The following is a 16,608-nucleotide window of genomic DNA, read 5'->3' as shown; positions in this document are numbered from 1 at the left end:
CCTGATGTTGGTTGGTGTGTTAAACGGGCATTTCGCCCAAATAAATCTGTGCAATCTGGTCGTCGTCCAGCATGGCTTTCGACGCGCCGTGATGAACGATGCTGCCGCTGTCCATGACCCACGCGTTGTCGGTCACTTCCAATGCCAGGCGCGCGTTTTGTTCAATGAGCAGCAGGGCCACGCCGCGTTCACGCAGCCCGGAAATGACGGCAAAAATGTTCTCTACCATTTTCGGTGCCAGCCCCATCGACGGTTCATCGAGGATCAGCAGGCGCGGGCGGCTGAGCAGGGCGCGGTTAAGTGCCAGCAGCTGTTGTTCCCCGCCGGAAAGCAACCCCGCCAGCTGGTGCTGGCGTTCGCCAAGGCGCGGGAAGCGTTCAAATATCGCGTTCATTTCATGTTTAACTGTGACAGTGTCACGCCTTAACCAGGCACCCATCTGCAAGTTTTCCAGTACCGTCATACGGGCGAAAATGCCGCGCCCTTCGGGAACCATCACCAGCCCGTCACGCAGCAGGGTCTCTGGCTTGTGTTTACGCACGTTTTTGCCGCTGAAGGTGATGCTGCCGGTGAAACTTTCCAGCCCGGTAATGGCACGCACGGTGGAGCTTTTCCCTGCGCCGTTGGCGCCGATCAGCGTGGCCTGCTCGCCTTCGTGCAGGGTAAAGGAGACATCGCGTACTGCCTGAATGCCGCCGTAATGCACGTCAAGACGTTCAACCTTTAATAACTCAGACATGCGCGTTGCCTCCAAGCCAGGCGGCGATCACGGCCGGATCGCGACGTACGCTGTCCGGCGTGCCGCAGGCGAGCGTTTTGCCATAATCAAGAACCGTCAGACGGTCGCAGATCCCCATCACCAGTTTGACGTCATGCTCGATCATCAGCAGGGTTTTACCGTCGTCACGAATGCGGGTAAGCAGTTCGCCGAGTGCTACTTTCTCTGCGGCGTTCATCCCGGCAGCCGGTTCGTCGAGCGCCAGCAGCAGCGGATCGGTGGCCAGCGCACGGGCGATCTCCAGCCGACGCTGGTGGCCGTAAGCCAGGTCGCAGGCGCGATAGTGGGCGAATTTTGCAATGCCGGTATATTCCAGCCAGTGCCAGGCTTGCTCGCGGGTGTCGGTTTCCTCTGCCCGCGCGCGCTTGTGGCGGCTCAGGGCAGCCCACAGACCGTTGCGGGTGCGTACATGGCGGCCGACCATCACGTTTTCCAGCACCGACATCTGGTTGAACAGACGCACGTTCTGGAAGGTGCGTGCGATCCCGGCGGCAGTCACTCTCTCGATCTGCTTCGGGAAATAGGGTTTGTCGGCAATCAGGAATTCGCCGCTGTCGGCCGGGTATAACCCGGTTATCAGGTTAAAACAGGTGGTTTTTCCCGCGCCGTTAGGGCCAATCAGACCGTAAATCTCACCCTTGTTGATGGAGAGTGATACATCGTCCACGGCGGTCAGGCCGCCGAAGCGTTTGGACATGTTGCGAACGGTGAGCAGACTCATGCTTTTACCTCCTTGTGGCGCACCGGCCAGATCCCGGACGGACGAAGGAGCATCACCAGCACCAGCGCCAGGCCGTAAAACAACTGACGGAGAATTTCCGGGTCAATCAGTACCGTGCCGAACAGTGCCTGCTGTACAGGGGCTGCCTGGCTGCGCAGCAGTTCTGGCAGGGCGGTCAGCAGCACCGCACCGAGGATAACGCCGGGGATGTGTCCCATACCGCCCAGCACCACCATTGCCAGTACGGCAATAGACTCCTGCAAGGTAAAGGATTCCGGCGAGACGAAGCCCTGGAACGCGCCAAACAGCGCGCCCGCCACGCCGCCAAAAGAAGCCCCCATGGCAAAGGCCAGCAGCTTATAGTTGCGCACGTTTATCCCCATCGCGCGGGCCACGTCTTCATCTTCACGGATGGCGTGCCAGGCGCGGCCAATGCGGGAGTGTTGCAGGCGCAGGCAAACGAAAATGATCGCCACAATCACCAGCATCAGCAGGTAGTACCACAACCACAGTGCAGGCACCTTAAAGCCAAACCAGTGATACACACCGCTGAACTTCAGGCCGAACAGGTTCAGCGTATCCACACCGGTAATGCCTTTCGCGCCGTTGGTGATATTGACCGGGCGGTCGAGGTTACGCATCAGGATGCGGATAATCTCGCCAAAGCCCAGCGTTACGATCGCCAGATAATCTCCGCGCAGCTTCAGCGTCGGTGCGCCGAGCACAATCCCACACACCGCAGCAACGAGGGCGGCGAGCGGAATAATCAGCAGATACGACGTGTGCAGCCCGTCCGGGAACCAGACGGCGAGGATTGGGAAAACCTCAAGCAGATGCGGTGAGGCCAGCAGGGCGGCCAGATACGCCCCCACGGCGTAAAAGGCGATAAAGCCCATATCCAGCAGCCCGGTGTAGCCGACCACGATGTTCAGCCCCAGCGCCAGCATGATGTAGAGCAGAGCGAAGTCGATCACCCGCACCCAGTAGTTACCGCCAAGCTGGCTGGCAACAATTGGGGCAAGCAACAGGGCGAGGCAAAACAGGGTCATTCCGGACCAAAATTTGCGGGTTGCGACAGGAGTCTGTAATTGTACGGTTGTCATAGTGTTCCTTACGCCCTGTGCGCCACACGTTCGCCGAGCAGGCCCGCCGGACGGAAGACCAGCACCAGGATCAGCACCATGAACGCAAACACGTCCTGGTAGTTACTGCCGAATACGCCGTTGGTGAGTTCACCGAGATAGCCCGCGCCCAGCGCTTCGATGATGCCGAGTAAAATCCCGCCGACCATCGCGCCACGGATATTGCCGATACCGCCCAGCACGGCGGCCGTGAAAGCTTTGATCCCCGGTAAAAATCCCATCGCGAAACTGGCATTGCCATAGTTGCTGGCCATCATCACGCCCGCCAGTGCGGCAAACACGCCACCAATGGCGAAGGTCAGGGTGATAATCGCGTTAGGGTTAACGCCCATCAGCGTGGCAACGCGGGGATTTTCGGCAACCGCACGCATCCCGCGTCCAAGACGGGTGTATTCAACCAGCAGCCACAGTGCAGTCATGACGACCAGCGCCAGCACCACGGTCACAATACCGGTTACGGTGACAATGGCTGGAGGATGGGCTTCGCTGCCTGCGGTGACGGCAATCGGGTCCATCGGCAGGATCTGCGGGAACATCAGCGGATTGCGCGTCCAGACGATCATCGCCACGGTTTGCAGCAATACCGAAACGCCAATCCCGGAGATCAGCGGAGCCAGACGCGGTGCGTTACGCAGGCGGCGGTAGGCAAATCGTTCAACTGCCATTGCCAGCAGGGCGCAGACAGCCATCGCGATCACCAGCGCGCAGCCCAACTGAAGCAGCAGCGGCATATGCGGGAAAGTGTTATTCAGGACGTTAATGGCAGAAAGCGTGGTGAGCGCGCCAACCATCAGAATATCGCCGTGGGCAAAGTTAATAATGCGCAAGATGCCATACACCATGGTATAGCCCAGCGCGATCAGTGCGTAGATGCTTCCCAGCATCACACCGTTGATCAGTTGTTGTATGAGTGTATCCAACGTTCGTACCCGACAAATTGCTCTTTCAGCGGCTACCATCTAATAATTGAATTAAATTGTAAAATACACATATATTATTTCTTATGATAAACCGGTATCGTTTTATCTTTATGATTTATATAAGATTAACAAAGTCATTCGATCGGGTGAACGGTCTAAAGAAATCAACATATGAATAAAACAGAACAATCGACAGGCCAGTCTCTGTTTGCTGAAACCCGTCTTGCTAACGATCCCCCCCTGCGGGCCGTGCGCGCGTTTGAAGCCATTGCCAGGCTCGGCAGCGTGACGCTGGCCGCCCAGGAACTGGCGATTTCACCATCCGCCGTGAGTCATCAACTCAAGGTGCTGGAAGGGTATCTGCAAATGCCGCTTACGGAGCGTCAGGGGCGCAGACTGGTGTTGAGCCAGCAAGGGCGCGATTATTACCGCTCGATCCGGGCCGCGTTTAATGTGCTGCGCCAGGCCACGGAACATCTGGTGGAACAGTCGCAGACGCGGCAGGTCACCATCAGCCTGATCCCGCTGTTTGGCATGGGCTGGTTTATCCCGCGCCTGCCTGCCTTTATGCGCGCGAACCCGCAGACTGAAATTAACGTGGTGTATGCCAACCACCGCAACTACCTGAGCGATGCCTCGGATATGTCGATTCGTTTTGGGAATGGGCAGTGGGCGGGCTACCAGAGTGAAAAGCTGATTTCCGGGCAGATGGTACCGGTGTGCAGCCGGGCTTTTTTGCGTATTCACGGGCACATCGACACGCCGGAACAACTGTTGCAAATGCCGTTATTGCATGATGAGGAGCGCAGTACCTGGCAGCAGTGGTTTATGTTACAGGGGGTAAAGCGCCCGCCACGACGAAGCGGCCCGATGTTTGAAGATGGCCTGTTGACGCTGGCGGGTGTTCAGGCCGGGCTGGGCTGTGCGCTGATGCGCGAACCGCTCATCGCGCCGTATCTTGAAAGTGGGGAACTGGTGAAAGTTTTCGATTTGCCTATCGATGACGGTCGCGACTATTACCTGTGCGTACGCTCAGATACAGAAATGACCGAGGACGGTAAGCTCCTGCAAAACTGGCTACGCCGTGCGGCGGGCAGTGAACAACCTACGGCGTAAGCAGACAGCTTTTATCCTGTGCTTCAATTTCCGCCCCACTAAAGCGCGCGTATTGCCCGGTTAATCCCCAGAATGCGGGCTGGGTTTCAGTATAAATTTCGGCGGCCAGCACCAGGCGACGACGTTCGTCTTCGCTCATCTCCAGCAGTGTCCAGGGAATGAAGTAGCGTGCGGATGAGGTTAATTCAAACCACAGTGGGCAGCCGCAGCCCGGGCAGAACCAGCGTTCGCCGCGTGGAGAAGACGAAAAATGAGAAGGGGCGATGGAATCGTCCTCGACCAGAGGATGGCCTTGCGCTTCCAGATACATGGCGATACCGCCGGACCACTTCTGGCACAACGTACAATGGCAGGCATACACGTCGAAATTAGTGAGACTTACGCTGAACTGACTCATCCCACATAAACAGCGTCCTTTGAATATGTGCATGGCGTACTCCTTTATCACGCCAGTAAAACCGGATAAAAAAAGCCAGCCACGAGGGCTGGCCTTTTTATACTGACAAATCTTAGAACTGGTAGGTCAGACCCAGTGCAACGATGTTGTCGGTAGAAACACCAGCAGCTTTGGTGAAGCTGTTGTCGTCAACCAGGTTGATTTTGTAATCAACATAGGTAGACATGTTTTTGTTGAAGTAGTAGGTCGCACCCAGGTCTACGTATTCAACCAGATCCTGGTCGCCGTAAGAACCGATGTCTTTACCTTTGGATTTCAGGTAAGCGATGGATGGACGCAGACCGAAATCGAACTGGTACTGAGCAACAACTTCGAAGTTCTGTGCTTTGTTCGCGATAAAACCGTCACCGAAGTTGGTCATGTTGCGAGTTTCGGAGTAGGTGGTTGCCAGGTAGATGTTGTTCGCATCGTATTTCAGGCCTGCAGCCCAAACTTCTGCGTTCTCACCGCCAGCATTGATGGTGCCCGCTACACGGCCAGCGTTTACTTGGTCGTTAGTACGGTCAGATTTCGCATAGGTCGCACCTACACCGAAACCGTCCATTTCATAGGTAGAAGACAGACCCCAGCCGTCACCGTTTGCTTCGGCGATGTCACGGTTGTCGTTTTTACCCTGGTACTGAGCAGCGAAGTTCAGACCGTCAACCAGACCGAAGAAGTCGGTGTTACGGTAGGTTGCAACGCCAGTGGTACGGCCAGTCATAAAGCCATCAGTCTGGGTCCAGGTATCACCACCGAATTCTGGCAGAACGTCAGTCCATGCGCCGATGTCGTAAGCAACACCGTAGTTACGACCGTAGTCGAAAGAACCGAATTCGTTGAATTTCAGACCTGCGAATGCCAGACGGGTTTTGTTGCCGTCAGAACCTTCTGATTCAGAGCGGTTGCCCTTGAACTCATATTCCCACTGGCCGTAACCGCTCATCTGGTCGTTGATCTGAGTTTCACCTTTGAAGCCCAGACGAACGTAGGTTTTGTCACCGTCGTTGCCGGAATCATCAGAGAAATAGTGCAGACCTGTTACTTTACCGTACAGATCCAGCTTGTTACCGTCTTTGTTATAAACTTCAGCCGCGTTTACAACGCCCGCCGCCAACATGGAAGTCACTGCCACTGCAACTAATTTAAGTTTCATCTTAAATAATCCTTATAATTTTCTTTAGGTATTCCTGAGCCAAATTGAACGATTTCTAAACGAGGCTGTTCGTCAATGGCATGTTATTTTTAAAAATCTTGTAGCTTCGTTTCAATAATAAGTTTCAAATTATTAGCGATAATTTCAATTAGTGTGATCCTGATCTGAAAAATTGCCGTTAATCGGGGTGTTTTGACCAATTAATACACAGGAAAGCACTATTTTCAGCCGCGAATAATTGCCATGAGTATAGTTTTATAGGGTTCCTATTTTTCGAGGTAATTACTGGTTGCTACTCGGAAAATATTTGAGGTGATGTGTATTTGTTGACGTTAAAACAGCGGGTTATGGTATTTGTTGCGTAATTGTTGTTCGAAAATTGATGAAACATCCAGAAATAAACTATTGCAATAAGTGCTATATACAAGGTGAATATTTGCAGGGAATTAGTTACGTGACGTTGTCAATTAATGTCAATAAAGCGTGAGGAGGAATTTACGAAGGGAGATAAATATAAACAAAATCTAAACCTATTAACTACGCGTCGAGTAAATATTTTGAGGCGCGATCACGTTTTATTTTCACAGGATTTGCGCCGGGCTGAGAGATTGCCCGGCAGAGCGCTGTCAGGCTTTATTTCGTGTGGCATACCAGCACAGCAACGAGCCTGCGCAGACCATCAGTGCGCCTTGCCAGAAGGCGAAAGAGAGCGGTGCGTTGAGCAGTGTTGCTGCCAGTGCGGCCGATAACACGGGAGTAAAATAGGATACTGCAGCAAGCACCGTGACATTTCCGTGCAAAATGCCGATATTCCACGAGGCATAGCCAAACCCAAGCGCAACGCCACACATTAATAGTTTTACCACCACCGGAACGCTGAACACCATTTCCGGCTGGCTGCTCAGGGCATATTTCACCCACAGACTCAGGGCGGTGAGCAATACGAAGAGGGTGATGCCATTTTGCCCTTTGGCAAATTTACTGGTGACAGTGCAGTAGGCAGCCCAGATAAATGCCCCGGCAAAGGCCAGCGCATAGCTCAGCGGGCTGGAGACAATATTGCTGATGATTTCATCAATATGCAGGCCCTGTTCGCCTCCTAATACCCAACACACACCCAGCAGCGAGATAGCTAATCCCGGGATCACCCACAGGTTTGTTTTTTGACCATTAAACAAAATCGCAAACACAATGGTCAGGCTGGGCCAGAGATAATTGACCATCCCGACTTCAATCGCCTGCGGCCGCGTTGCCGCATAGCCTAAAGACAGCGCCAGGCAAATTTCATAACTGACAAACAGAACACTGCCTGCAATAAGGTATCGGGTTGAGAAACGTCTAATATCAGGAAAACCCACCGTCACCAGACACAGTAATCCGCTGATGGTATAAATCATCGCCGCGCCGCCCACCGGGCCCAGCCCTTCACTGACACTGCGAATAAGCCCGACCATCGTGCTCCATAACAGGATTGCCGCCAGCCCAATGAGCGTTGCTCTTTTTCTGTCCATTACCTTGCCATTACTCTCAAATATAAAGGAAAAATTTATAGCATTATTCCACGGTTTACCGCGAATAATTCTGTTAAGCGCTTAACCCAAAAGGATTATTCAATTTCGTCAGTCGCGACTATTAAGGGGGCGATGCCGTTCGACATTGATTTGACGCAAAAAAATCAGGGGCTTTGCTGTTAGTTTGCGGCACGAAGTCTTATCAGAAAAAGAGGACAGCAATGGACGTCAGCCGCAGACAATTTTTCAAAATCTGCGCGGGCGGTATGGCCGGAACAACAGCGGCGATGTTGGGATTTGCTCCCAAAATGGCACTGGCTCAGGCACGCAACTATAAACTGCTGCGCGCCAAAGAGATCCGTAACACCTGCACATACTGCTCCGTGGGATGCGGGCTATTAATGTTTAGCCTGGGCGATGGCGCGAAGAACGCCAAAGAAGCGATTTATCATATTGAAGGTGATCCGGATCATCCGGTAAGCCGTGGGGCGCTGTGTCCTAAAGGGGCCGGGCTGCTGGATTATGTTCACAGTGAAAACCGTCTGCGTTACCCGGAATACCGCGCGCCGGGTTCCGATAAATGGCAGCGTATCTCGTGGGATGAAGCTTTCTCACGTATTGCAAAACACATGAAAGCCGACCGCGACGCCAATTTCATTGAAAAAAACGCGCAGGGCGTTACCGTCAACCGTTGGCTTTCCACCGGGATGTTGTGTGCCTCTGCGGCAAGTAATGAAACCGGGATGCTGACGCAAAAATTTGTGCGTTCGCTCGGGATGCTGGCGGTAGATAACCAGGCGCGCGTCTGACACGGACCAACGGTAGCAAGTCTTGCTCCAACATTTGGTCGCGGTGCGATGACCAACCACTGGGTTGATATCAAAAACGCTAACGTCGTCATGGTGATGGGCGGTAACGCCGCTGAAGCACATCCGGTGGGATTCCGCTGGGCGATGGAAGCGAAAAACAACAACGATGCGACGCTTATCGTTGTCGATCCGCGCTTTACGCGTACGGCATCGGTGGCGGATATTTATGCGCCTATTCGCTCCGGTACGGACATTACGTTCCTGTCTGGGGTGCTGCTGTACCTGATTGAAAACAACAAAATTAATGCTGAGTACGTCAAACACTACACCAACGCTAACCTGCTGGTGCGGGATGACTTTGCCTTTGATGACGGGCTGTTCAGCGGTTATGACGCGGAAAAACGGCAATACGATAAGTCGTCCTGGAACTACCAGTTCGATGAAAACGGCTATGCGAAACGCGATGAGACACTGACCGATCCACGTTGTGTGTGGAATCTGCTGAAACAGCACGTTTCCCGCTATACGCCGGACGTTGTCGAAAACATCTGCGGAACGCCAAAAGCAGATTTCCTGAAAGTGTGTGAAGTACTGGCGTCTACCAGTGCGGCCGACAGAACCACCACGTTCCTGTATGCGCTGGGCTGGACACAGCACACTGTGGGTGCGCAGAACATCCGCACCATGGCGATGATTCAGCTGCTGCTGGGCAACATGGGCATGGCGGGTGGCGGCGTGAACGCATTGCGTGGTCACTCGAACATTCAGGGCTTAACCGATCTCGGTTTGCTCTCCACCAGCCTGACGGGTTATCTGACGCTGCCGTCGGATAAACAGCCGGATCTGCAAACCTATCTGGCTGCCAGCACGCCAAAAGCCACGCTGCCTGACCAGGTCAACTACTGGAGCAACTATCCAAAATTCTTCGTCAGCCTGATGAAATCCTTCTACGGCGATGCGGCGCAGAAAGAGAACGACTGGGGCTTTGAGTGGCTGCCGAAATGGGACCAGGCCTACGATGTCATCAAGTATTTCAACATGATGGATAAGGGCAACGTCACGGGTTATATCTGCCAGGGCTTTAACCCGGTGGCCTCTTTCCCGGACAAAAATAAGGTCGTTCGCAGCCTGAGCAAGCTGAAGTACATGGTGGTTATCGATCCACTGGTGACGGAAACCTCGAACTTCTGGCAAAACCACGGCGAGATGAACGACGTGGATACCGCGTCGATTCAGACCGAAGTATTCCGCCTGCCATCAACCTGCTTTGCTGAAGAAGATGGCTCGATTGCCAACTCGGGCCGCTGGTTACAGTGGCACTGGAAAGGGCAGGATGCACCGGGTGAAGCGCGTAATGACGGCGAAATCCTGGCCGGTATCTACCATCGCCTGCGCGAGATGTACCGCACTGAAGGCGGCAAGGGCGTTGAGCCACTGCTGAAGATGAGCTGGGACTATAAACAGCCGGATCACCCTGAATCTGAAGAAGTGGCGAAAGAGAACAACGGCGTTGCGCTGGCAGATCTCTATGACGCAACCGGCAACCTGGTGGCGAAGAAAGGGCAACTGTTGAGCAGTTTCGCGCTGCTACGTGACGACGGCACCACTGCGTCTTCCTGCTGGATTTATGCCGGTAGCTGGACGGAGCAGGGCAACCAGATGGCCAACCGCGATAACGCCGACCCTTCAGGGCTAGGCAATACGCTGGGCTGGGCCTGGGCGTGGCCGCTGAACCGCCGCGTGCTGTACAACCGCGCATCGGCGGATATCAACGGTAAGCCCTGGGATCCCAAACGGATGCTCATCCAGTGGAACGGGTCGAAGTGGACGGGTAACGACATCCCGGACTTCAACACTGCGCCGCCGGGTAGTGCAACGGGACCGTTCATCATGCAGCAGGAGGGCTTAGGCCGACTCTTTGCGCTCGATAAACTGGCTGAAGGTCCGTTCCCGGAACACTACGAGCCGATGGAAACGCCGCTGGGCACCAACCCTCTGCACCCGAACGTGGTTTCAAGCCCGGTTGTGCGTATCTACGAGGATGATGTGCTGCGCTTAGGTAAGAAGGACAAATTCCCATACGTGGGGACAACCTACCGTTTGACCGAGCATTTCCACACCTGGACCAAGCACGCGCGGCTTAACGCCATCGCGCAGCCGGAACAGTTTGTGGAGATAAGTGAAACGCTGGCGAAAACGAAAGGCATTGCCAATGGCGATCGCGTGACGGTCAGCAGCAAGCGCGGGTTTATTCGCGCCGTGGCGGTGGTGACACGCCGCCTGCAATCGTTAAACGTGCATGGTCAGCAGGTGGAAACCGTCGGTATTCCTCTGCACTGGGGCTTTGAAGGTGTGGCGCAGAAAGGTTATATCGCCAACACCCTGACGCCGAACGTTGGCGATTCCAACTCGCAAACGCCTGAGTACAAAGCGTTTCTGGTCAACATCGAGAAAGCGTAAGGAGCGAATAAATGGCGATGGAAACACAAGACATTATTAAACGCTCCGCGACTAACTCCATGACTCCCGCGCCGCGCGCGCGGGATTACAAGGCAGAAGTCGCAAAGCTTATCGATGTCTCTTCCTGCGTGGGCTGTAAAGCCTGCCAGGTGGCCTGTTCAGAATGGAACGATATCCGCGATGAAGTGGGGCACTGCGTTGGGGTCTACGATAATCCCGCCGATCTGAGCGCAAAATCCTGGACGGTAATGCGCTTTAGCGAAACCGACCAGAACGGCAAGCTGGAGTGGCTAATCCGTAAAGACGGCTGTATGCACTGTGAAGATCCGGGCTGCCTCAAGGCATGTCCGTCTGCCGGAGCAATCATTCAGTACGCCAACGGGATCGTCGATTTTCAGCAGGACAACTGTATCGGCTGCGGTTACTGCATTGCTGGCTGTCCGTTTAATATTCCGCGTCTCAACAAAGAGGATAACCGGGTTTACAAATGCACCCTGTGCGTGGACCGCGTCAGCGTCGGGCAGGAGCCTGCCTGCGTGAAAACCTGTCCTACGGGCGCCATCCACTTCGGCACCAAGAAAGAGATGCTCGAAGTGGCGCAACAGCGCGTGGACAAGCTAAAAGCGCGCGGTTACGAAAATGCGGGTATTTATAACCCGCAGGGCGTGGGCGGTACGCACGTCATGTACGTGCTGCACCACAACGACCAGCCGGAGCTGTACCACAATCTGCCGAAAGATCCGGCGATCGATACCTCGATCAACCTGTGGAAAGGGGCGCTTAAGCCTCTCTCGGCGGCGGGCTTCATCGCCACCTTTGCCGGGCTGATTTATCACTACATCGGTATTGGGCCGAACAAAGAGGTGGATGACGACGAGGAGGAGCATCATGAGTAAGTCGAAGATGATTGTGCGCACGAAGTTTATTGACCGCGCCTGTCACTGGACGGTGGTGATCTGCTTCTTCCTGGTGGCGGTATCGGGGATTTCGTTCTTCTTCCCAACGCTACAGTGGCTGACTGAAACCTTCGGCACACCGCAGATGGGGCGTATTTTGCACCCGTTCTTTGGGGTACTGATTTTCATCGTGCTGATGTTTATGTTCGTGCGCTTTGTGCACCACAACATCCCGGATAAGCAAGATATTCCGTGGGTGAAGGGGATTGTTGAAGTCCTGAAAGGTAACGAGCATAAAGTCGCGAGAGTGGGAAAATACAACGCCGGGCAGAAAATGATGTTCTGGACCATCATGAGCATGATTTTCGTGCTGCTGGTGACCGGGGTGATCATCTGGCGTCCGTATTTTGCGCACTACTTCCCGATTCAGGCCGTTCGCTATGCGCTGCTGATCCACGCAACGTCAGCCATCATCCTGATCCACGCCATCCTGATCCATATGTATATGGCATTCTGGGTGAAAGGGTCGATTAAAGGGATGATTGAAGGCAAGGTCAGTCGTCGCTGGGCGCAAAAGCATCATCCGCGCTGGTATCGGGATGTTGAACGCCTGGAAGCGAAGAAAGAGAGTACGGAAGGGATGAAGTAAGCGTTAGCGCCGTCGGCGTGGGTCGGCGGCGTTTAACAATTGCCAGTGATTTAGAAAATGCAGGCCAGGTAGGCTGAAAGTCTCAATCCTGGTCAGGTATTGGTTAACAGCCTGTCAATGGCTGCAATAACATCATGGCGTGAATCGCGTAAATTACAGATGTAATCTTTACTGTTAATTTTATTATTATTGATATTGGTGATCATTGGTGCATAAATAAGGAATGATTCAAATTCTATATTTACACCTGGCGCAAGAGGACTATGCCATAATGGTAACTGATGATTTCTCACTAAGGGCACAATTACACGTGTTGTCAGATCCTCATAGCAATCATCCTGAATAAGCATGTAATAAGGCAATTTTTCTCGGGTTACCGTTGAGGGATTACGGTAGACATTAAATTGTTTTAGCATCAAAGCACCCTGAAAAATTCATCATCGGTAATAGTTCCATTCTTTTCGACAAAATCATTCATTGCTTGTATAAATTGCCGGTCATGCTCTGATAGTTTGCGCTGGCCGTTTGAGCGCCTGTGAGTAAGGGCTACGTGGCTTTGGGACGGACTGGGCTGATGTTCATATACTGCTGCTGAATCTTTCATCTTTCACCTCCTGTGTGGGTGCGCTCATTATCAATCTCTGCCGCCCAAAAACAATACTGTTTCCCCTGGTAATATTATTATTGCGAGCACCATTCCAGACAACGGTGAATGAAATAGCCTCTTTGCATTCAACAAAGAGGCTGGAGGATATCAGAAGCGTTCTTCGACATACCTGAAGGGGTATTTTGTTGGTTTGACTTTACCGATTTTACGCTTCGGCAATTCAACGGGCTCAACGTGCAGTTCTTTATACGGGATCTGGGTCAGCAGGTGAGAAATAATATTCAGTCGAACACGTTTCTTATCTTCCGAGCGGGCGACAAACCAGGGGGCCCAGGCGGTGTCGGTGGCGGCAAACATGGCATCGCGTGCAACGGTATAATCATCCCACATATTGAAGGATTTAATGTCCATCGGGGATAACTTCCAGGTTTTGCGCCCATCGTTAATACGATCGCGCAGACGGCGCTCCTGCTCTTTTGGCGTCACTTCCAGCCAGTATTTCAGCAGGATGATCCCGGCATCCACCATCGCTTTTTCCATCACCGGCGTGCCATCCAGGAACTTTTCAACCTGTTCCGGGGTGCAAAAGCCCATCACCCGTTCAACGCCTGCCCGGTTGTACCAGCTGCGATCGAAGATAACGATTTCACCCGCCGCAGGCAGGTGGGGCACATAACGCTGGAAATAGAGCTGACTTTTTTCTTTCTCGGTCGGGGCCGGTAAAGCAACCACCCTGAACACGCGCGGGCTGACGCGCTCGGTTATTGCTTTAATCGTCCCGCCTTTACCGGCTCCGTCACGACCTTCAAAGACAATACACACTTTCAAACCTTTACTGACGACCCATTGCTGAAGCTTAACCAGCTCAACGTGAAGACGGCGCAGCTCTTTTTCGTACTCTTTGGTTTTGAGAGGTGCATCTTTAACGACATCAACAACGACACTGGCTTTCTTTTTTTTACTGACCATCATTGTCATCCTCTTATTGTCCGGTCGCGAAATAAAGGGCCGTACTTTGAAGTGTAAACGACCTGAATTAATGGATTAACCTGTCAGCAAGTCGTTTTGAACTGGCTCACCATACAAGTTTATTTAATAATAGTTGTCGCAAATTTTTAACAAGTGGTTGCGGTATGAAAAAGACTATTTTTTCGTTAGCACTTGGCACGTTTGGCCTCGGCATGGCTGAATTTGGCATTATGGGTGTGTTAACCGAGCTGGCGAACGATACGGGGATTTCGATCCCCTCAGCCGGCAATATGATTTCGTTTTATGCCTTCGGTGTCGTGATCGGTGCGCCGATTGTGGCGCTGTTTTCCGGTAAGTTCTCGCTGAAATCGACGCTGCTGTTTTTAGTGGCGATGTGCGCGGTCGGGAATGCCATCTTTACCTTTTCGACCTCCTATACCGGGCTGGCGATCGGGCGTCTGATTTCCGGTTTTCCGCACGGGGCCATTTTTGGTGTGGGTGCCATCATCCTGTCGAAAATTGCTCCTCCGGGTAAGGTGACGCTCGCGGTCGCAGGCATGATTGCCGGGATGACGGTCGCCAATCTGGTGGGTGTCCCGCTCGGGACGTGGCTTGGGCATGAATACAACTGGCGCTACACCTTCTTACTGATTGCCGTGTTCGATGCACTGGTGATCCTGTCCGTGATTTTCTGGGTGCCTAAGATCTACGATAAAACGGAAACCCGGCTCAGCGAGCAGTTTCATTTCCTGAAGAAGCCGGAACCCTGGCTTATTTTTGCCGCCACCATGTTTGGCAACGCCGGGGTGTTTGCCTGGTTCAGCTTTGTGAAGCCGTTTATGGTGAACGTCTCCGGTTTTTCCGAAGGGCTGATGACGGTGATCATGATGCTGATGGGGCTGGGCATGGTGTTGGGTAATATGCTGAGCGGTAAATTATCCGGGCGCTATAGCCCGCTGCGCATCGCTGCCACGACCGATATGGTGATTGTCGCCTCGTTGTTGCTGCTCTTTACGTTCGGCGAGCACCAGACCGCCTCTCTGGTTATGGGCTTTATTTGCTGCGCCGGGCTGTTTGCGCTCTCTGCGCCGCTGCAAATACTGCTGCTGCAAAACGCGAAAGGTGGGGAACTGCTGGGTGCAGCGGGTGGTCAGGTGGCGTTTAATCTTGGCAGTGCGATTGGCGCCTATTTCGGCGGGATGATGATAACGCTAGGCTTTAGCTGGAGTTACGTTACCTTGCCAGCGGCCATTCTTTCGTTCTCTGCCATGACGTCACTGCTGATGTATGGCTACCTGAAAGCCAAACGAAGCCAGGCTAACGCACGCGCGCTAGCCTGATACCCCTCAGGACAACCAGGGTTCGCCCAGGGTCAACATCAACCGGTTGGCCCAGGCGAAGAAGGCGGCAGACTGAATCAAGTCGAGTTGTTCCAGCGTATCCAGCGACTGTTTTTCCAGTGCCGCGAGATGATGTGGCGTCACTGCTGGTGGCGTGACGGACAGCGCCGCCGCAAATTCAATTTCCGCCTGCCAGCGCGCAGACTGCCCTTCACTCAGCGACTGCCCTGGTCGGATGGCCAGTAGCGCTTCAACGGCATTGTCATCCTTCGATAACTGACTGGCTTTACGCGCATGGACAGATGCGCAGTAAATGCAGCCGTTGACCTTGCTGGTGACCGTTGCTGCAAGCTCGCGTTCGGCGCGGGGGAGGCCGCCCGGCGTATAAAAAATCCCTTTATCCGTCAGCGTGCGTTGTTCCAGTATCGGCAGGTTGCGCCCCAGCAGGCGGAAATAGTCAGAGTCGGTGTGGCCAAATTTCGCGAGGATAGCCACCTCATCGTCGGCAAAATCGGCCAGCGGTTTTGCTGCTATCCACGGCTCCCAACCGAGTTCTGCCTGGGTGAAGACCACTGGCGCGGCTTTGCCCGTTGCGGTGGTGTTTGTTGTGTGCCAGATGCCCGCCACAACCGGTGTATCACTGGCGGTAACAGGTTTATCGTTCAGTAAACGCAGCCCGGTAATAAGCCGACTCTGGAAACTGACAAACGCGATAAGCTGCGCCAGCGTCACAATGCCTTCTTTGCTCCAGCCTGCCTGAGTCAGTGTTTTCAGGGCCGACGGGGCGGCTTCTACCGGAGAAAAGGTCAGCAAACGGGCGAAATTCAGGGCCGGAGTCAGACGTGCAGAGGTCGGGTCAGCCAGCCCAAACCCGGCGTAGTGCGCCGCCAGAGCGTTTGCGTTATGCCATTTCGCGACTTTTGCCGCCACGGCAAAACGTTCATCCAGCGGAAATGCCGTGTCCTGCTGGCTGAACAAGGTTTCGTAACTCCCCTGGGCATGACGCGTTGCGGCATCACGCGTGGCGCGGGCCTGTGCCAGAGCGGAACCGGGAGTGATTTCCGCCAGTTCGGCGAGAATATCCTGACTAAATGCCAT

Annotated in this window: 16 protein-coding genes; 5 read left to right on the top strand and 11 right to left on the bottom strand. The window is 53.7% G+C overall.

Going from position 1 to position 16,608, the window contains the following annotated elements; all coding sequences use genetic code 11:
- Positions 1-19 precede the first annotated feature (19 nt).
- From F3J30_RS01110 to F3J30_RS01095, 4 genes are read right to left on the bottom strand one after another with little or no spacing between them, the layout of a single operon-like run.
- A complete protein-coding gene (locus tag F3J30_RS01110) occupies positions 20-739 on the bottom strand; it encodes an ABC transporter ATP-binding protein (RefSeq protein ID WP_166715364.1) in 720 nt (239 codons plus the stop codon).
- Positions 732-1,499, bottom strand: coding sequence for an ABC transporter ATP-binding protein (locus F3J30_RS01105; protein ID WP_166715363.1), 768 nt, complete (start codon positions 1,497-1,499; stop codon positions 732-734). The genes F3J30_RS01110 and F3J30_RS01105 overlap by 8 nt, the downstream gene beginning before the upstream one ends.
- Positions 1,496-2,602: an ABC transporter ATP-binding protein gene (locus F3J30_RS01100; RefSeq protein ID WP_166715362.1), complete on the bottom strand. Its 1,107-nt coding sequence runs from the start codon at positions 2,600-2,602 to the stop codon at positions 1,496-1,498. The genes F3J30_RS01105 and F3J30_RS01100 overlap by 4 nt, the downstream gene beginning before the upstream one ends.
- Before the next feature lie 8 nt (positions 2,603-2,610).
- Positions 2,611-3,561, bottom strand: coding sequence for a branched-chain amino acid ABC transporter permease (locus tag F3J30_RS01095; RefSeq protein ID WP_166715361.1), 951 nt, complete (start codon positions 3,559-3,561; stop codon positions 2,611-2,613).
- Positions 3,562-3,732: 171 nt separating this feature from the next.
- On the opposite strand from F3J30_RS01095, the gene F3J30_RS01090 reads away from it, so the two are divergent.
- Positions 3,733-4,677: a LysR substrate-binding domain-containing protein gene (locus F3J30_RS01090; RefSeq protein WP_166715360.1), complete on the top strand. Its 945-nt coding sequence runs from the start codon at positions 3,733-3,735 to the stop codon at positions 4,675-4,677.
- Here F3J30_RS01090 and F3J30_RS01085 read toward each other — a convergent pair.
- The 3 genes from F3J30_RS01085 to yddG form a co-directional block, all read right to left on the bottom strand.
- On the bottom strand, positions 4,667-5,107 hold the full coding sequence (locus F3J30_RS01085; protein ID WP_166715359.1) for a GFA family protein: 441 nt from the start codon (positions 5,105-5,107) through the stop codon (positions 4,667-4,669). The genes F3J30_RS01090 and F3J30_RS01085 overlap by 11 nt on opposite strands.
- A 79-nt stretch (positions 5,108-5,186) precedes the next feature.
- Positions 5,187-6,269: a porin OmpC gene (gene ompC / locus F3J30_RS01080; RefSeq protein ID WP_166715358.1), complete on the bottom strand. Its 1,083-nt coding sequence runs from the start codon at positions 6,267-6,269 to the stop codon at positions 5,187-5,189.
- A 626-nt stretch (positions 6,270-6,895) separates the two neighbouring features.
- Positions 6,896-7,780 (bottom strand): aromatic amino acid DMT transporter YddG, encoded by an 885-nt coding sequence (gene yddG / locus F3J30_RS01075; protein WP_014070361.1) that lies wholly within the window; start codon positions 7,778-7,780, stop codon positions 6,896-6,898.
- Between the two features lie 221 nt (positions 7,781-8,001).
- On the opposite strand from yddG, the gene fdnG reads away from it, so the two are divergent.
- Genes fdnG through fdnI form a run of 3 tightly spaced genes read left to right on the top strand, consistent with a single transcriptional unit; the run spans position 8,002 to position 12,594 of the window.
- Positions 8,002-11,049 (top strand): formate dehydrogenase-N subunit alpha, encoded by a 3,048-nt coding sequence (gene fdnG, locus F3J30_RS01070; RefSeq protein WP_166715357.1) that lies wholly within the window; start codon positions 8,002-8,004, stop codon positions 11,047-11,049.
- A gap of 11 nt (positions 11,050-11,060) precedes the next feature.
- On the top strand, positions 11,061-11,945 hold the full coding sequence (gene fdxH / locus F3J30_RS01065) for a formate dehydrogenase subunit beta (protein ID WP_014070358.1): 885 nt from the start codon (positions 11,061-11,063) through the stop codon (positions 11,943-11,945).
- On the top strand, positions 11,938-12,594 hold the full coding sequence (fdnI, locus tag F3J30_RS01060) for a formate dehydrogenase-N subunit gamma (RefSeq protein ID WP_166715356.1): 657 nt from the start codon (positions 11,938-11,940) through the stop codon (positions 12,592-12,594). The genes fdxH and fdnI overlap by 8 nt, the downstream gene beginning before the upstream one ends.
- Positions 12,595-12,686: 92 nt before the next feature.
- On the opposite strand, the gene F3J30_RS01055 is transcribed toward fdnI, so the two are convergent.
- The 3 genes from F3J30_RS01055 to ppk2 form a co-directional block, all read right to left on the bottom strand.
- The gene (locus F3J30_RS01055) at positions 12,687-13,010 is read right to left on the bottom strand and encodes a CcdB family protein (protein WP_166715355.1); all 324 of its coding nucleotides are present in this window, start codon (positions 13,008-13,010) and stop codon (positions 12,687-12,689) included.
- Positions 13,010-13,198, bottom strand: a complete 189-nt coding sequence (locus F3J30_RS01050; protein WP_166715354.1) for a type II toxin-antitoxin system CcdA family antitoxin — start codon at positions 13,196-13,198, stop codon at positions 13,010-13,012. The genes F3J30_RS01055 and F3J30_RS01050 overlap by 1 nt, the downstream gene beginning before the upstream one ends.
- Before the next feature lie 150 nt (positions 13,199-13,348).
- On the bottom strand, positions 13,349-14,170 hold the full coding sequence (ppk2, locus tag F3J30_RS01045; RefSeq protein ID WP_166716681.1) for a polyphosphate kinase 2: 822 nt from the start codon (positions 14,168-14,170) through the stop codon (positions 13,349-13,351).
- Between the two features lie 164 nt (positions 14,171-14,334).
- Here ppk2 and araJ point away from each other — a divergent pair, with 164 nt between their 5' ends.
- Positions 14,335-15,510: an MFS transporter AraJ gene (gene araJ, locus F3J30_RS01040; protein WP_014070353.1), complete on the top strand. Its 1,176-nt coding sequence runs from the start codon at positions 14,335-14,337 to the stop codon at positions 15,508-15,510.
- A gap of 6 nt (positions 15,511-15,516) precedes the next feature.
- Here the strand turns inward: araJ and F3J30_RS01035 are convergent, their stop codons facing one another.
- A complete protein-coding gene (locus F3J30_RS01035; protein ID WP_166715353.1) occupies positions 15,517-16,608 on the bottom strand; it encodes an alkylhydroperoxidase domain protein in 1,092 nt (363 codons plus the stop codon).

This window comes from Enterobacter sp. Tr-810, assembly GCF_011752765.1.
Taxonomy (GTDB): Bacteria; Pseudomonadota; Gammaproteobacteria; order Enterobacterales; family Enterobacteriaceae; genus Enterobacter; species Enterobacter soli.
Note: the sequence above shows the minus strand (reverse complement) of the source record. Positions and strands in the feature narration are given on the sequence as shown.

What these genes read in the sequence shown, in the direction of transcription:
- F3J30_RS01110 (WP_166715364.1), bottom strand. Translation starts at nt 739, where the DNA reads ATGTCTGAGTTATTAAAGGTTGAACGTCTTGACGTGCATTACGGCGGC.
- F3J30_RS01105 (WP_166715363.1), bottom strand. Translation starts at nt 1,499, where the DNA reads ATGAGTCTGCTCACCGTTCGCAACATGTCCAAACGCTTCGGCGGCCTG.
- F3J30_RS01100 (WP_166715362.1), bottom strand. Translation starts at nt 2,602, where the DNA reads ATGACAACCGTACAATTACAGACTCCTGTCGCAACCCGCAAATTTTGG.
- F3J30_RS01090 (WP_166715360.1), top strand. Translation starts at nt 3,733, where the DNA reads ATGAATAAAACAGAACAATCGACAGGCCAGTCTCTGTTTGCTGAAACC.
- F3J30_RS01085 (WP_166715359.1), bottom strand. Translation starts at nt 5,107, where the DNA reads ATGCACATATTCAAAGGACGCTGTTTATGTGGGATGAGTCAGTTCAGC.
- ompC (WP_166715358.1), bottom strand. Translation starts at nt 6,269, where the DNA reads ATGAAACTTAAATTAGTTGCAGTGGCAGTGACTTCCATGTTGGCGGCG.
- yddG (WP_014070361.1), bottom strand. Translation starts at nt 7,780, where the DNA reads ATGGACAGAAAAAGAGCAACGCTCATTGGGCTGGCGGCAATCCTGTTA.
- fdxH (WP_014070358.1), top strand. Translation starts at nt 11,061, where the DNA reads ATGGCGATGGAAACACAAGACATTATTAAACGCTCCGCGACTAACTCC.
- fdnI (WP_166715356.1), top strand. Translation starts at nt 11,938, where the DNA reads ATGAGTAAGTCGAAGATGATTGTGCGCACGAAGTTTATTGACCGCGCC.
- F3J30_RS01055 (WP_166715355.1), bottom strand. Translation starts at nt 13,010, where the DNA reads ATGCTAAAACAATTTAATGTCTACCGTAATCCCTCAACGGTAACCCGA.
- F3J30_RS01050 (WP_166715354.1), bottom strand. Translation starts at nt 13,198, where the DNA reads ATGAAAGATTCAGCAGCAGTATATGAACATCAGCCCAGTCCGTCCCAA.
- ppk2 (WP_166716681.1), bottom strand. Translation starts at nt 14,170, where the DNA reads ATGGTCAGTAAAAAAAAGAAAGCCAGTGTCGTTGTTGATGTCGTTAAA.
- araJ (WP_014070353.1), top strand. Translation starts at nt 14,335, where the DNA reads ATGAAAAAGACTATTTTTTCGTTAGCACTTGGCACGTTTGGCCTCGGC.
- F3J30_RS01035 (WP_166715353.1), bottom strand. Translation starts at nt 16,608, where the DNA reads ATGGCATTTAGTCAGGATATTCTCGCCGAACTGGCGGAAATCACTCCC.